The 15,982-nt window shown below is 30.0% G+C and carries 15 protein-coding genes; 9 read left to right on the plus strand and 6 right to left on the minus strand.

The genetic code is table 11. From position 1 onward, the window contains the following. Nucleotides 1-2: 2 nt before the first annotated feature. Nucleotides 3-878, minus strand: a complete 876-nt coding sequence (locus tag ACTTBL_RS01515; RefSeq protein ID WP_440643308.1) for an NAD(P)-dependent oxidoreductase — start codon at nt 876-878, stop codon at nt 3-5. A gap of 11 nt (nt 879-889) precedes the next feature. Here ACTTBL_RS01515 and ACTTBL_RS01520 point away from each other — a divergent pair, with 11 nt between their 5' ends. From ACTTBL_RS01520 to ACTTBL_RS01540, 5 genes are all read left to right on the plus strand, one after another. After that, a complete protein-coding gene (locus ACTTBL_RS01520) occupies nt 890-2,095 on the plus strand; it encodes an MFS transporter (protein ID WP_440643309.1) in 1,206 nt (401 codons plus the stop codon). A 44-nt stretch (nt 2,096-2,139) separates the two neighbouring features. Continuing rightward, nucleotides 2,140-2,676, plus strand: a complete 537-nt coding sequence (gene rpoZ / locus ACTTBL_RS01525; RefSeq protein WP_075503768.1) for a DNA-directed RNA polymerase subunit omega — start codon at nt 2,140-2,142, stop codon at nt 2,674-2,676. A gap of 22 nt (nt 2,677-2,698) precedes the next feature. Continuing rightward, nucleotides 2,699-3,691: a tRNA dihydrouridine(20/20a) synthase DusA gene (gene dusA, locus ACTTBL_RS01530; protein WP_440643310.1), complete on the plus strand. Its 993-nt coding sequence runs from the start codon at nt 2,699-2,701 to the stop codon at nt 3,689-3,691. Between the two features lie 40 nt (nt 3,692-3,731). Continuing rightward, nucleotides 3,732-4,517, plus strand: a complete 786-nt coding sequence (locus ACTTBL_RS01535) for a sulfite exporter TauE/SafE family protein (protein ID WP_440643311.1) — start codon at nt 3,732-3,734, stop codon at nt 4,515-4,517. A 200-nt stretch (nt 4,518-4,717) separates the two neighbouring features. Next, entirely contained in the window at nt 4,718-5,836 is a 1,119-nt protein-coding gene (locus ACTTBL_RS01540) for a hypothetical protein (protein WP_440643312.1), read from the plus strand. Here the strand turns inward: ACTTBL_RS01540 and ACTTBL_RS01545 are convergent. After that, nucleotides 5,833-7,287: a phosphomannomutase/phosphoglucomutase gene (locus tag ACTTBL_RS01545; RefSeq protein ID WP_440643313.1), complete on the minus strand. Its 1,455-nt coding sequence runs from the start codon at nt 7,285-7,287 to the stop codon at nt 5,833-5,835. The two genes, ACTTBL_RS01540 and ACTTBL_RS01545, sit on opposite strands and share 4 nt — an antisense overlap. A 181-nt stretch (nt 7,288-7,468) precedes the next feature. On the opposite strand from ACTTBL_RS01545, the gene ACTTBL_RS01550 reads away from it, so the two are divergent. The 3 genes from ACTTBL_RS01550 to ACTTBL_RS01560 are packed head-to-tail and all read left to right on the plus strand — an operon-like array spanning nt 7,469 to nt 11,040. Then, complete coding sequence (locus ACTTBL_RS01550; RefSeq protein WP_440643314.1) at nt 7,469-9,406, plus strand: ribonucleoside-diphosphate reductase subunit alpha; 1,938 nt, start codon at nt 7,469-7,471, stop codon at nt 9,404-9,406. Next, nucleotides 9,397-10,410, plus strand: coding sequence for a ribonucleotide-diphosphate reductase subunit beta (locus ACTTBL_RS01555; protein ID WP_072090217.1), 1,014 nt, complete (start codon nt 9,397-9,399; stop codon nt 10,408-10,410). Before ACTTBL_RS01550 ends, ACTTBL_RS01555 begins: the two co-directional genes overlap by 10 nt. Beyond that, on the plus strand, nt 10,411-11,040 hold the full coding sequence (locus ACTTBL_RS01560) for a class I SAM-dependent methyltransferase (RefSeq protein ID WP_440643315.1): 630 nt from the start codon (nt 10,411-10,413) through the stop codon (nt 11,038-11,040). 1 nt (nt 11,041) lies between these two features. On the opposite strand, the gene ACTTBL_RS01565 is transcribed toward ACTTBL_RS01560, so the two are convergent. The 4 genes from ACTTBL_RS01565 to ACTTBL_RS01580 are packed head-to-tail and all read right to left on the minus strand — an operon-like array spanning nt 11,042 to nt 15,301. Beyond that, nucleotides 11,042-12,166, minus strand: coding sequence for a bifunctional 2-methylcitrate synthase/citrate synthase (locus tag ACTTBL_RS01565; protein WP_440643316.1), 1,125 nt, complete (start codon nt 12,164-12,166; stop codon nt 11,042-11,044). Then, on the minus strand, nt 12,166-13,062 hold the full coding sequence (prpB, locus tag ACTTBL_RS01570; RefSeq protein ID WP_440643317.1) for a methylisocitrate lyase: 897 nt from the start codon (nt 13,060-13,062) through the stop codon (nt 12,166-12,168). Before prpB ends, ACTTBL_RS01565 begins: the two co-directional genes overlap by 1 nt. Further along, entirely contained in the window at nt 13,062-14,564 is a 1,503-nt protein-coding gene (locus ACTTBL_RS01575; protein ID WP_440643318.1) for an MmgE/PrpD family protein, read from the minus strand. The genes prpB and ACTTBL_RS01575 overlap by 1 nt, the downstream gene beginning before the upstream one ends. Nucleotides 14,565-14,617: 53 nt before the next feature. After that, nucleotides 14,618-15,301, minus strand: coding sequence for an HAD-IA family hydrolase (locus ACTTBL_RS01580; RefSeq protein ID WP_440643319.1), 684 nt, complete (start codon nt 15,299-15,301; stop codon nt 14,618-14,620). Nucleotides 15,302-15,370: 69 nt separating this feature from the next. Between ACTTBL_RS01580 and ACTTBL_RS01585 the strand changes: the two genes are divergently transcribed. Further along, a complete protein-coding gene (locus tag ACTTBL_RS01585; protein ID WP_440643320.1) occupies nt 15,371-15,982 on the plus strand; it encodes a DapH/DapD/GlmU-related protein in 612 nt (203 codons plus the stop codon).

The following is a 15,982-nucleotide window of genomic DNA, read 5'->3' on the forward strand; positions in this document are numbered from 1 at the left end:
TATTATTTTTTCTTTTTTAATCTAGCAATTAAACCTGAGCTATCCCAACGATTACCACCCATTTCTTGAACCTCAGCATAATAACCATCAATAATTTCTGTTATAGGCACAGGTGAACCATTTTTTTTTGCTTCTTCAATTGCAATTTTTAAATCTTTTCTCATCCAATCAATAGCAAAACCATAATCAAACTTATCATCAGTCATAGTTCGGTATCTATTTTCCATTTGCCAAGATTGTGCTGCACCTTTAGATATAGTTTCCATAACTTTATCCATATCTAAACCAGCGTTTATTCCAAAATTAATTGCCTCTGATAAACCTTGAACTGTTCCAGCAATGCACATTTGATTCATCATCTTTGTTAACTGGCCACTTCCACAAGGACCAATTAATTTTACTTTTTTGCTGTAGCAATCAATAACTGGTTCTGCTTTTTTAAACACTTTCTCATCACCACCAACCATTACTGTTAATATTCCACCTTCAGCTCCAGCTTGTCCTCCAGAAATAGGAGCGTCTAAAAAACTAAACCCTTTATCATTTGCTTTTTTATTTAATTCTCTTGATACTTCCGCAGATACAGTTGAGTTATCAATAAAAATAGATCCAGCTTTAGCTGTGTTAAACAATCCATTTTCTCCGGTTGCAACTTCTCTTAAATCATCATCGTTACCAACACATGTAAAAATGAAATCAGCACCATCTGCAGCCTCCGCAGGTGTATTGGCCATTTTACCTTTATATTCGCCAATCCATTTTTCAGCTTTAGATTTAGTTCTATTAAAAACAGTTACATTGTGTCCGGCTTTTGATATATATCCAGCCATTGGGTAGCCCATAACCCCAAGACCTATGAAAGCAACATTACAAGTCATAATTTTTTTCTATGTTTAAAAGTTTAAGTTTAAAAGTAATTATATTCGGATTTATTTTTACATTTTTTTCAAGTTTTGGACAGAGTTTTTTTCTTGGACTATTTAATTCTAGTATTAGAGACGCCTTATCAATTACACATGGACAATTTGGCTCAATTTACGCATCGGCTACTTTATTAAGTAGTATTGTTTTAGTTTGGATTGGAAAAAAAATTGATGATGTAAATATTTTAAAATTTGCATCTTATGTAATAATTTTTTTATCAGCTTCCTGTTTTATATTTTCAAAAATTTCATCAGTTATTTTTTTATTTGTAGGAATTTTTTTAATGCGTTTAGCTGGACAAGGACTATCAAGTCACACAGCTACAACAACCATATCTCGTTTTTTTGAAAAAAACAGAGGAAGAGCTTTAAGCACAGGTTGGTTAGGATTGTCATTGGCTGAATTTATAATGCCAGTTTTAATTGTTTTTTTATTAACTTTTATAGAATGGAGAGATATTTGGGTTTCAATATCTATTTTAGTTATACTTGTTTTACCTGTTGCAACTTTTCTTTTAGTTAAAGATGTTAAGCTTGATACCAGAGAAGAATCTAAAATAGAAGAAAGCAATAGAGAAATTAAACAGTGGAAAAGAATAGAAGTTTTAAAAGATTATAGATTTTATATCATTTGTATGAATATGTTAGCAATGCCATGGATTGCAACAGGATCTTTTGTTTATCAGTCTTTTATATCTTCTTCTAAAGAGTGGGGACCTTATGTGATTGCACAATCATTTATGGCTTACTCTATTTTATCGGTGATTACTCTTTTCATATCTGGTTTTTTAATTGATAAATTTTCAAGTAGAAAATTATTAATCTATATGAATATCCCACTTCTATTTGGTACCATAGTTCTCTACTATTTTGATGCACCACTGTCTTCTTTTGTATTTTTTGGTTTAGTGGGGGTAACCAATGGTTTGGCAAACGTGCTTGGCTCCTCAACTTGGGCTGAGATTTATGGTGTTAAATATATTGGTTCCATAAAAGCCTTAACAACTGCATTGATGGTTTTTTCAACAGCGTTTGGTACGGCTCTATTTGGCTTTCTGATTGATATTGGTTTCTCAATTGAAAACATAGCCGTTGTTTCAGGAACTTATATCTTTGGCTCAATTATTCTTCTTTATTTGGTTAAAAATAAGTTAAATCCTCATTATTTATAAAAATAGCCCTTGATTTTTAAAGACTCACTGTGTAGATACTCCGCATGGCTAGAGTTACTGTAGAAGACTGTATAGATAAAGTAGAGAGTCCTTACGAATTAGTACTTGTTGCTAAAGAAAGAGCTACTCAACTTAATGCAGGAATAGAACCAACAATTGATAGAGATAACGATAAAAATACGGTTATTTCATTAAGAGAAATTGCCGAAGAAAAAATTAAAGTTTCAGATTTAACTGATAGCGCAGTTTACAAACTTAGAAAACATGTTGAACAAGTTGATGATAGTGCTGAGGATGATGAAGAAATAGGTGATGATTTTGAAAATCTATATAAAGGTGAAATTTCAAAAAGCGGTACCCCAATTTTACCATCTAAAAGAGCAAGAAAAACACCTGAAAAAATTCAAGTAACAAAAGAAGATTTGGCTGAGCTATCTGAAACAGCTACAGCAGACGTTGATAATTCAGTAGGAGAAGAAACGATGAATGAGCAAGGAGAAGTTTCTTTAGATGAAGTATCAGAATCAGAAAATCAAGAAGCAGATGTATCTTCAGACGACACTGAAGCTTCAAACTCATAAAAAAATAATATAAAGTTATATCATGAATAGGAAAGTATCAGTTGCTCCTATGATGGATTGTACAGATCGTCATGAACGATTTTTTCTTAGATTAATATCTAAAAATACTCTTCTTTATACTGAGATGGTAGTCGATGAAGCCATAAATAGAGGAGATAAAAAAAAGTTATTAGAGTTTAATATTAATGAGAAACCTGTAGCACTTCAATTAGGAGGCTCTTCTCCAAAACTTTTAGCTGAAGCCACTAAAGTAGGTGAAGATTTTGGTTATGATGAAATTAATCTAAACTTAGGATGCCCTAGTAAAAAAGTTGAAAAAAATAGATTTGGCGCTTGTTTAATGAAAGAGCCAAATTTAGTTGCAGATTGTTTAAGCAAAATGCAATCAGTTACAAAACTATCAGTAACTATAAAAACGAGAATTGGTTACGATGATGTAGAAGATTATGAAAATTTACATAGTTTCATTTCTACTCTAAAAACAACTGGAGTTAAAACTTTTATCATTCATGCAAGAAAAGCAATGTTAGGTAAATTTACACCTAAGCAAAATTTAAATATTCCACCATTAAAATATGAGTATGTATACAAATTAAAAAAAGATTTTCCTAAAGAAGAAATCATTATTAATGGAGGAATAACTTCAGTAGATGAAATAAAACCTCATTTAGAAAAAACAGATGGTGTAATGATAGGAAGAGCTGCGTATCATACACCTTATTTATTAGCGGATATTGAAAGAGAAATATTTAATAATGATGATGTTCCAAGTAGACAAGATGTAATTGAACAACTTATTCCTTATGTTAAAGAAGAATTAAAAAAAGGAACAAGATTAAATCAAATTATGAGACACACTCTTGGTTTATTTCATGGTCAAACAGGTGCAAGTTATTGGAAAAGATATTTAAGTGAAAACATGTGTGTAAGAGATGCTGATGTAAAAAAAATTGATCACATCATGGATAAAATTAAATACAACAATGTAGATACTAGAGTAGGGCAGTCTGCTTAATTCAATTTTAACAAACGAATACAGTTATATTGTTCTATTAATGGCCTTAACGGCTATACCAGTTGGTTTTGTTGCTGGATTATTTGGTATTGGTGGAGGGTTGATAACTGTTCCATTTTTATATTTTATTTTTGGCTCTTTAGAAATTGATCCCCAATATGTTATGCACCTTGCTGTTGGAACTTCATTTGCAATTATAATACCAACATCTACAGTTTCAGTTTTAACACATCACAAATTTAAAGCTGTTGATTTCGATATTGTTAAAAACTATGGTTTGTTTGTTGTACTAGGTGTTTTAGTTGGTACTGCTTTTGCAGCTTCTTTAAAAACTAAATCTTTAGTTTTATTTTTTTCTGTAATGATTTTATTTTTAGGAATTTACTTACTTTTAATAAAAGAAAAGGAACAAAACATAATTGTTAAAATGAAATTACATCTAAAAGTAATTCTTGGTTTTCTTGTTGGGTTTATATCTGCTCCAATGGGTATAGGAGGAGCTGTAATGAATGTTCCTATCCTTAAGTTTTTTGGTTATTCAATAAATAAAGCAATAGGAAGTGCAGCAGCTATAGGTTTTTTAATTGCTTTATTTGGAGCAATAGGTTTTTTAATTTCAGGAAGTTTTTTAAAATCAAGTCTTCCATTAAGTATTGGTTTTATAAATATACCAGCCTTTTTAATATTTATACCAATTACAACTTTCATGGCTCAAATAGGAGCTAAAACAGTTCATAGTATTGATAAGAATAAAATTAGTAAGTTTTTTGGAATTTTTCTTCTAGTGGTTTCGATTAAATTTTTTTACGAATACTTAAAATTATAATAAGCAAAAAAAAAGAGGTGACTTCAGTCTCCCTCCATCACCTCACAATTCAAATTAGTTGATTCTCTTAAATTTCATTAACACTTAATAGTTGTAAACATATTTTATTAACAAATTTAAGTGGTAACAATCTAAAGTTGTATTTAGATTTTTGAAAAACTCAATTTAGCCATACATCATATTTAGAGTTTTAATACTAATTGATACTTTTAATTATGGTTTCAATAAAAGACATTAATAAAAAAATTAAAAAAAATTTATTTGATCCATTAGATAAAACAAAAAATAAATTTTCCTCTTTACTAAATAATATAAAAAAAAATAAAATTAAAAAAGATCTAGCACTACAAAAACAATTAGAAAAAGAAAAAAAAAGAGAATTAATTTTAGAAAAAAAATTAGCGAAAAAAGCTAAACAAGATGAATTAAAAGAAGAAAGAAAAAAACTTTTATTTCAAAAAAAATTAACCATTGAAAATGAAAAGCAAGAAAAAAAGAACGAAGAAAAAAGACGAAAAATAGAAGCTCAAAGAATTAAAATAGAACAGAAAAAAATTAAAGACGAAGAAACTAGAAAACTTAGAGAGGAAGCTAGAAAACTTAAGCAAGAAGATTTAAGGCTCAAAATGTTAGAGAGACAAAGAATTAGAGAAGAAAATATTAAAATTAAAGAAGAACAACTAAAAAATAAAGAAATTGAAGCTCAAAAGAGAAGAGATGAAAAAGAAAAAGAAAGACAAGAAAAAATAAGATTAAAAGAAATTGAAAGGAAAAATAGACTTGAGGAAGAACAAAGATTAAGAGAAGCAGCTAGGAAGCTGAAATATGAGCAAGAAAAACTTAAAGAAATGGAAGAAAGATTAAGAGATCTTGAAACTGAAAGACAGCAGGAAATTCAAAGACAGATTTTAAAAGAGGAGGCTGAGCAAAGAGCCAAGGAAGAGGAATTAAGAAATAAAGAAAAAGAACTTAAAGAAGCTGAACGTGAGAGAATAAATAAAGAAAATGAAAGACGTCAAAGAGAAAGAGAATTGAAAATAGAGGAGGAAAGACAAAAAAGAATTGATGAAGAAAACGAGAGAATTAGATTAGCTGAAATTGCTCAAAAAGAGAGAGAAGATGAGGAAAATAGGCGAATGAAAGAATGGGAGAAAAAATTTGATGAAGAACAACGACTTAAAGAGGAGGAATTGGTTAGAAAGTTTTATAGTGACGAAACTACTGAACAAGAAAATAATCAGAATGGCGATAATTTAAAAACTAAAACTGATAACGAAAATTTAGAAAATAAAAACGATGAAGATAATTTAAAGAATTAAATTTTCTGATCATATTCACCGATCTTACCTGTTTTTTGCAACAAATCGTCAATAAAATCAAAGATTTTTTTCTTTCTTCCATCTGATGTTGGACTTTCAGTAACAATAACTAAAGATGGTTTGTTTGAAGATGCTCTTATAAGTCCCCAAGAACCATCTTCGAAAGAAAACCTAACTCCATTAACAGTTAAAATTTCATTAATGACTTGGCCATCTATTTCAGTTTTATTTTCTTTTAATTTTTTAATTTGTTTAACTAGCTCTTCAACAACAATATACTTTTCTTCATCTTTGCAAAAAGGTGCCATTGTTGGTGTTTGAAATGTGTTAGGTAATTCACTAATAATTTCACTCATTTTATTATTTTGATTATCTAGTAAGTGACATACTTGAATTGCTGAATTGATACCATCATCATATCCAAAACCTAATGGTTGATTGAAAAAGAAATGTCCACTCTTTTCAAATCCAGCTAAAGCTTTTTCAGTGTTAACTTTTCTTTTAATATGAGAATGACCTGTTTTCCAATAAATAGTCTCACAATTATTTTCTAATAAAATCTTATCTTTTGAGTATAGACTTGTTGATTTTACATCAACAACAAACTTTGAATTTTTATGTTCGTTTGATAAATTTCTAGCTATTAAAAGCCCTATTTTATCTGAAAATATTTCATTACCCTTGTCGTCAATAACACCAACTCTATCTCCATCACCATCAAATCCAAAACCTATATCAGCATTGTTTTCTTTAACTACTTTTGCAATTTCGTGAAGCATTTCTAGATCCTCTGGATTGGGATTGTATTTAGGAAAATTCCAATCTAAGTTACAATCTAACTCTATTACTTCACATCCAATACCCCTTAGAATATCAGGAGCAAAAACACTTGCTGTACCATTTCCACAAGCCACCACAGCTTTTATTTTTTTCTTAATTTTATTTTTACTAATTAGATCTTCTTTATAGATTTTATCAAAATCTTTTATTTGTTTTTCATTACCTTCACCTTTTGTAAATTTTTCATTTAAGGTGATTTCTTTTAATTCCTTCATTTCTTCAGGTGCATGAGTTAGTCCTTTTTTGATTCCCATTTTTACACCGGTCCAACCATTTTCATTATGACTTGCTGTAACCATAGCAACCGCATCTGCATCTAAATTGAATTGTGCAAAATAAACCATGGGAGACAATGAAAGACCAATATCTTCTATGCTGCATCCCGTAGACATTAGTCCTTTTTTAAGAGCTGTTTTTATTTCTTCACTATAGGAACGGTAATCATGACCTACTATGATTCTGGGATTGTCCTTTTTGGTATGTGTTTTTATCTGTGTTCCAAGTCCTCTTCCAAGATTCTCTATCCCAGATTGGTTTATATCTTTCTCATACAACCATCGGGCGTCATATTCTCTAAATCCGTAGGGATCTATTTTTATATTTTGGCTCATTGGTTATTTACTTACTGTTTATTATGTTTATTTCTTGAAAAATTTTTTATTTTTTTATTGATTATCATATTGTCGCGTTCTATAAATGTTCTATTGTACAAAAGTTTATATAGTATATTTACGATAAACGCCTACAACATATAGTTGTTTTCGTACTAATAACAAAATATAATTAAATTTTATGAATAAGATTCTTTCTCAAGCCCTCAAAAAAGCTGTCTCTGAATATAGCCCACAAGTTAAGGAGGTTTCTAAGATAAATAAACCTGATCTTTTCTCATTAAATAATGAAACAGAATTATTTCAAAATGACAAAGGTATCATAATTAAAATTGATCGTTCAAAAGATGCAAATCTTACAGACTTTGGTAAAGCAACTTTAAAAGACAGATACTTAGGATTGAACGAATCTTATCAAGATTTATTTGCAAGAGTAGCAAGCACATACGCAGATGATAATTTACATGCTCAAAGAATTTATAATTATATAAGTAATCTTTGGTTTATGCCAGCAACACCAGTTTTATCAAATGGTGGTACAAAAAGAGGATTGCCTATTTCATGTTTTTTAAATGAAGCATCTGATAGCTTAGGAGGTATTCTTGATTTATGGAGTGAGAATGTTTGGCTAGCAGCAAAGGGTGGAGGAATTGGAAGTTATTGGGGTAACCTAAGATCTATTGGTGAAAAAATAGGAAGAGTTGGAAAAACTTCTGGAATAATACCTTTTATAAAAGTTATGGACTCTTTGACTATGGCAATCAGCCAAGGATCATTGAGAAGAGGTTCTGCAGCATGTTATCTTCCAATAGACCATCCTGAAATAGAAGAATTTATCGAAATGAGAAGACCTACTGGTGGTGATCCAAATAGAAAAGCATTAAATTTACATCATGGTGTTTTGGTTTCTGATGCATTTATGAGAGCAGTAGAAACAGATGAACAATGGGCTTTAAAAAGTCCTGCTGATGGTAGTGTTCAACAAACTATTTCTGCACGTAATTTATGGATAAGATTATTAACTGCAAGAATTGAAACAGGTGAGCCGTATATAATTTACATTGATACTGTTAACAGACAAATTCCACAACATCACAAGTTAGCAAATCTTACAGTTAAAACTTCTAATTTATGTAGCGAAATAACTTTACCAACAGGAATTGATAAGGATGGAAGAGATAGAACAGCAGTATGTTGTTTGTCTTCGTTAAATTTAGAAAAATATGATGAGTGGAAAGATGATCCAGACATGATTACTGATGTGATGAGATTTTTAGATAACGTTTTATCTGATTTCATTAACAAAGCACCAGATCAATTTAAAGATGCAAAATATTCAGCAGAAAGAGAAAGAAGTGTTGGATTAGGCGTAATGGGTTTTCATTCATTTTTACAAAAAAATAGAATTCCACTTGAGTCTGTAATGGCAAAATCGTGGAATAAAAAGATATTTAAAAATATTCATGAAAAAGTTAATCAAGCTTCTAAAGATTTGGCTGAAGAGAGAGGGGCATGTCCAGATGCAGCGGAGTATGGTTATAAAGAAAGATTTTCAAACAAAACAGCGATCGCTCCAACAGCTTCGATTTCAATTATTTGTGGAGGAGCATCACCAGGAGTAGAACCTATTGCTGCAAATAGCTACACACACAAAACTCTTTCAGGATCTTTCAATGTAAGAAATAGATATTTAGAAGAAATCCTTCAATCTCATGGAAAAAATGATGAAGAGACATGGTCTAGTATTACTACAAATCAAGGATCTGTTAATCATCTAGATTTCCTAACTGATTTAGAAAAAGATGTATTCAAAACTGCATTTGAGCTGAACCAAAATTGGATAATTGAATTAAGTGGTGATAGAACACCATTTATCTCACAAGCCCAGTCAGTAAATTTGTTTTTGCCCGCCGATGTTCACAAGAAAGAATTACACAAAATTCATTTTGATGCCTGGAAGAAAGGCTTAAAAAGCCTTTATTACTGTAGATCAAAATCAATTCAAAGAGCTGAGAATGTTAATGATTCAAAATCAACAGACATATTAGCAAATGTTTACAAAAATAAATCAAACGAAAGTCAAGAACAAGAGTACGAGGAGTGTTTATCATGTCAGTAGCAGAAAATATAAATAAAGAAGCAGTTCAACCAAAAAAAAATAACAATGGTTTGTTAGTAGCTAACCCAGTTTATAAACCATTTAGATATCCTTGGTGCTACGATGCTTGGTTAACACAACAAAGAATTCACTGGTTACCTGAAGAAGTACCACTGGGTGATGATGTGAGAGATTGGCAAAAAAATCTTAGCCCATCTGAAAAAAATTTATTAACTCAGATTTTTAGATTTTTCACTCAGGCTGATGTTGAAGTGAGTAATTGTTACATCAGACATTACATGAATGTGTTTAAACCAACAGAAGTTTTAATGATGATGTCATCTTTTGCCTCAATGGAAACAGTACACATTGCAGCTTACTCACATTTATTAGATACAATTGGAATGCCAGAATCGGAATATTCAGCTTTCATGAAATATAAAGAAATGAAAGATAAGTATGATTATATGCAAGGCTTTGATGTTAAATCTAATCATGACATTGCAAAAACAATAGCTGTGTTTAGTGCGTTTACAGAAGGTCTACAATTGTTTGCAAGTTTTGCAATTTTATTAAATTTTCCAAGACACAATAAAATGAAGGGAATGGGGCAGATCGTTACTTGGTCTGTAAGAGATGAAACATTGCATTGCAACTCAATGATCAGACTCTTTAAAGATTTCATTAAAGAAAATCCTGAAACATGGACTCCACAATTAAAAAAAGAAATTTATGAAGCTTGCAGAACGATAGTAGAGCATGAAGATGCTTTTATAGATTTAGCATTTCAAATGGGTCCAATGGAAGGGTTAACAGCTGAGGATGTTAAAAAATATATTCGTTTCATTGCAAACAGAAGATTAAGTCAGTTAGGCCTAGAAGGAATTTATGATATTGAAAAAAATCCTTTAACTTGGCTTGATACCATGCTTAACGCAGTTGAGCATATGAATTTCTTTGAGGGTCGTGCAACAGAATATTCTAAAGCATCAACCCAAGGTACTTGGGCAGAAGCATTTAGTTAATTGAAATACAAAAAGTATTTTCGTAAAACTAGCTTAAAGCAGAAAGGTGTTGGAGACTTTTTTTTAAAAGAAGTAGCTGAAAAAAATCCCAAAGTATTTCTTGAAGTTGGTGTTTTTCATGGTGTCACTGCTCGAAATGTCTGTGAGTTACTTTATAAAATGCACGGTAAAGATTTTAAATATGTGGGATTAGATTTATTTGAAGAAACTTTAGAAAATCAAAATGAAGTAATACCTAATACTAAATTTTCTAATCCTATCAAAAATTTTTATTTCAAATATATAAAAAAACAAAATCCATACAGTTTAGAAGCTGTTAATGATTTTCTAAAAAAATTTAAAGACAATGCATCACTAATTAAAGGAAATTCAAACATAATATTAAAAAAAATTGATATGTCTAAAATTGATTATGTCTTTCTTGATGGAGGTCATGATTATCAAACAGTAAAAAATGACTTGAATTGTTGTAGAGAGGTTATCGTTAATGGTGGCACTGTTCTTTGCGATGACTACGATTTATCATATGCACCTGGTGTAAAGAAAGCTATAGATGAGTTCACATTAGAGCATGGATTAAAATGTTCAATAATATGTAACAATAGATTTGCTAAAATAGAAAAAAATTAAGTTATCTTTGGTTTAATTGCATTACTTTTCTATGCTTGTTACCTTTGTAGCTTGCTAAAGGTCTAATAAGCTTGTTAGCTGCATGTTGTTCCATAATGTGAGCAGACCAACCAGTTATCCTAGAGATAACGAAAATAGGAGTAAAGAAATCAGTATCAAAGCCCATTAAGTGATAAGTTGGTCCTGTAGGATAATCTACATTTGGATAAATATTTTTTTCTTTAATCATCACTTTTTCCACAATGTCATAAATTTTTTCAAACTTTTTATCTTTTTTAATTTTAGCAACTTTGCCAAAATACTCTCTCATTGTTGGGACTCTTGAATCACCTGACTTGTAAACTCTATGACCAAATCCCATTACAACTTCTTTATTCTTTAAAGCATTATTTATCCATTTTAGAGCATTTTCTGGTTTTTTAATTTTATTCATCATGTGCATCACTTCTTCATTAGCGCCACCATGAAGTGGGCCTTTCAAGCTAGCAATAGCTCCTGTGATTGCACCATGAATATCAGACAAACTACTTGTAATAGTTCTTGCGGTAAACGTTGAAACATTAAAACTGTGTTCAGCATACAAAATCAAAGATACATCAAATGCTTTGACTATCTCTTTTTGTGGAACTTTTCCAAAACACATATAAAAAAAGTTTTCAGCAAATGTTAATGTTTTTTTAGGTTTAATAATTTTTTTACCTTTTCTAATTCTATAAAAAGCAGCTAAGGCAGTTGGAGTTTTTGCAAAAATTCTTAGAGCTTTTCTCATATTTGCCTCTGGTGAAGAATCTGTAGTTTCTTTATCTTCTAATCCCATTACGCTTACAGCTGTTCTTGCCACATCCATGGGATGAGATTTCTTTGGCATGTGTTTGATTATTTCATATAAATTTTTTGTTAGTTCTCTATTGTTTCTTTCTTCTTTTTCAAATTGTCTAAGCTGGATAGTATTCGGGAGATCCTTATTAAGAATCAGATACGCAACTTCTTCAAATCTACAATATTCACATAAATCTTGAGCAGCATATCCTCTATAAGTAAGAGAATTAATTTCTGGCATTACTTTTGAAACTTCAGTTTCATCAACAACTATACCTAGTAAACCTTTTTTAATATCATCACTCATTATTCATGTCCTTCCGTACTAAAATTATAAATTTTTTCATCTAATGAATTATATTTTTCATAATCAACTAACTCATAAAGTCTTTTTCTTGTTTGCATTTTATCAATAATATTATTTTGATGTCCATTTGCATAAATGTCTCTTAATCCATCTTCTACATTTTTCATTGCCAATCTTTGAGTTGTTACAGGATAAATTACAATATTATATCCAAAAGTTTCTAATTCTTTGTAATTAAATAATTTTGATTTACCAAATTCAGTCATGTTAGCTAATAAATAACCAGATAATTCTTTACGGACTTTTTCAAAATCTTTTTCATCTTTAAGAGCTTCTGGAAAGATTATTTCAGCACCAGCATCAATATAAGCTTTGCATCTTTCAATCATTTTATCGATACCTTCAACATTCTTAGCATCTGAACGAGCTATAATTTTAAAGTTTTTATCTTTTTTTGCAGCAACACATTCTTTAATTTTTTTAACCATAGCGTCAGTTGAAATAAGTTCTTTATTATCAAGATGCCCACATCTTTTTCTCTCAATTTGATCCTCTAAATGAACTCCTGTTATTCCAAATTCTTCAAATGTTTCTATCGTTTCTTTACATGATTTAAATCCTGTATCTATATCAACTATTGTTGGAAGATTAGTTACTCTCGAAATCAGATAAGATCTTGTGCTAACATCTTGTAGTGTTGTTAAACCAATATCTGGAAAACCAAGATCATTTGCCATTACTCCACCAGATACATAAACCGCATCATATCCAATTTCTTCTATTAATTTTGCTGTTAAAGGATTGTAAGCGCCTGGAACTCTTAATATTTTATTTGATTTTAATTTTTGATCAAAATCTAATCTTTTTTGACTAGGTTCTTTTTCCACAAAGTGCATTAAAAAATTCCTTTTTTATTATTTTGTTTCAATTTACTTTTTCTTACTTCAATATTTAATTTATGAAGTTGGCCAGGTTTTAAATTTTTCAAATTTTGTACTGTTTTTAAAAAACGATTACTTTCTTTTTTATCTAAAATACCCTCGGTTAAAGTTAAAAATTTATTGATATAATTTTCTCTCTTAAATGGTCTAGCACCATATGGGTGTGCGTCTGCTCTATCTAGTTCCTCTGTTATTTTTTTTCCATTATTAAGTGTTACAACTACTTTAGCACCAAATGCTTTTTTTTTTGGATTTGGATCATGATATTTCTTTGTCCATTTTTTATCTTCAAATGTTTGTATTGATTTCCAAATCTTAATAGTACTTTTTCTATTAGCCCTAGCTTTAGTATAAGATTTGACATGATGCCAATTTCCATCTTCAAGTGCTACGGCAAAGATGTACATTATAGAATGATCTAATGTCTCTCTACTGGCATTGGGATCCATTTTTTGAGGATCATTAGCACCTGTCCCAATTACATAATGAGTATGATGACTTGTAAAAATATCAATTTTTTTAATCAGGTTTAAATTTGGTATTTTTGTTTTTAATTTTTTAGCTAGATCTATTAATGCTTGTGATTGGTATTCAGCAGAATATTCTTTTGTATATGTCTCTAAAATAGCTTTTTTACTTTCACCTTTTTTTGGTAAAGGAACTTTGTAGTTTGCTTTTTTACCATCTAATATTCTTGCTATTACACTATCCTCACCTTCATATATTGGACTTGGAGCGCCTTCACCTCTCATAGCTCTATCTACCGCTTCGATAGCAAGCTTACCTGCATGTGCAGGAGCATAAGCTTTCCAACTTGAAATTTCTCCTTTTCTAGATTGTCTTGTAGATATTGTTGTGTGTAATGCTTGTTGAACAGCTTGATAAATAGTTTCAGTATTTAATTTTAACATTGTCCCTAATCCAGCAGCCACACTAGGTCCTAAATGAGCAATGTGATCAACTTTATGTTTATGTAAACAAATTCCTTTAACTAAATTTACTTGAACTTCGTATGCAGTAATTATTCCTCTTAGTAAATCCAATCCACTTTTTCTATTTTGTTGTGCAACACTAATAAGTGGAGGTATGTTATCACCAGGATGACTATAATCTGCAGCTAAAAAAGTGTCATGGAAATCTAATTCTCTAACTGCGGTTCCATTAGACCAAGCTGCCCATTCGCAATCAAATTTTAATTTTGAATTTACTCCAAATATAGTAGCACCATTTTTTCTAGAATGCTTTAATGCCATCTCTCTAGATGAGATGACTGGTTTTCTATTTAACGAAGCAATAGCAACTGAAGCGTTATCAATTATTCTATTGATAACCATTTCAATAGCGTCTTTATTTAATTTAGCATTATCATTTGCTATCTCAGCTATTTTCCATGCAAGCTGTTTCTTCTTCGAAAGATTAACTTTTGATGGATATACTTTAACTGTATGTAATAACAAAATAACTCCTAATTTGTGAATTTGTTTTAATAGTTAAAATAAATTAATCAATATTAAAGATATTCAGATATTATTTTCTCGATACCTATAAAGTCTTTTATTAAGTGATTGTGATAAATTTCGTCTTTATTTTTTTCAGTATATCCGTCCTCTAATAAAATAATTGGTATTTCAGCTGCCTTTGCAGCATTTGCATCAGTTTCACTGTCACCTATCATTATCGTTTTTTTTATATCTCCATCTAATATTTCAACTACAGAGGTAAGATGCCTTGGATCTGGTTTACAATAATCAAAAGTATCTGATCCAGCTACATACTCAAAATAATCATAGATACCAATTTTTTTTAAAAGATCATTTGACAAATGTTCTTGCTTATTTGTACAAACAGCCATGGATATGCTTTGATCTTTGCACCAATTTAAAAATTCTTTTACACCTTTAATAAGTGTGCTTTCGTTTATTATATTCTTTCCATAAAAATCAACAAACTCAGTAACCATTTCTTTTTTTACTTTTTCATCATTAACTTTACCAAATTCTTTTTTTGCTTGACCCCATATAGATCTACCAATCATTGCTCCAGCACCCTTGCCAACAAGATTCCTGATTTCTTCAGTTGATTTGGTTGGGTAGCCAAATTTCTTCATAACATGATTATGAGCTCTCATTAAGTCTGGGGCTGTATCAACTAATGTTCCATCTAAATCGAATAAAATTGTAAATTTTTGTTTCATTTTAAAAGTATTTTAAAGAAATAAATTGTGAATTAATCAATATATATACTTAATGTAAATCAATTCTAAATGAAAGTTTTAAATCAAAAAAAACTTAGAGAAAAATTTATTAAGTCAGGTGTAAAGATGATAGGTCCTGAAACTATTTTTTTTTCAAAAGATACAAAGATTGGAAGTAACGTAACTATAGAACCTTATGTCGTTATCGGCTCTAAGGTCAAAATTGGGAATAATGTAATTATAAAATCTTTTTCACATTTAGAGTCTTGTAAAATTGAAAATAAAGTTGAGATTGGTCCATATGCCAGAATAAGACCTAATACAATTTTGAAAGAAGGATCCAAAATAGGTAATTTTGTGGAGATTAAAAAAAGTACTTTAGGAAATAAATCTAAAGTTAACCATTTGTCTTATGTAGGAGATGCTCAAATTGGAAAATCAGTAAATATTGGAGCAGGCACAATTACTTGTAATTATGATGGAGTAAATAAAAATAAGACAAATATTAAAGACAAAGTATTTATAGGTTCAAACTCATCTTTAGTTGCTCCAATTACTATAAATAAAAATAGTATTATTGGAGCCGGATCAGTAATAACAAAGAATGTTAAAAAAAGATCTTTAGCATTAACGAGATCGCCACAATTAGAAGTTAATAATTACAAAAGAAAGAAAAAATAA

The sequence above is a fragment of the Candidatus Pelagibacter sp. HIMB123 genome, assembly GCF_052048195.1.
In the GTDB taxonomy this organism is placed as follows: domain Bacteria; phylum Pseudomonadota; class Alphaproteobacteria; order Pelagibacterales; family Pelagibacteraceae; genus Pelagibacter.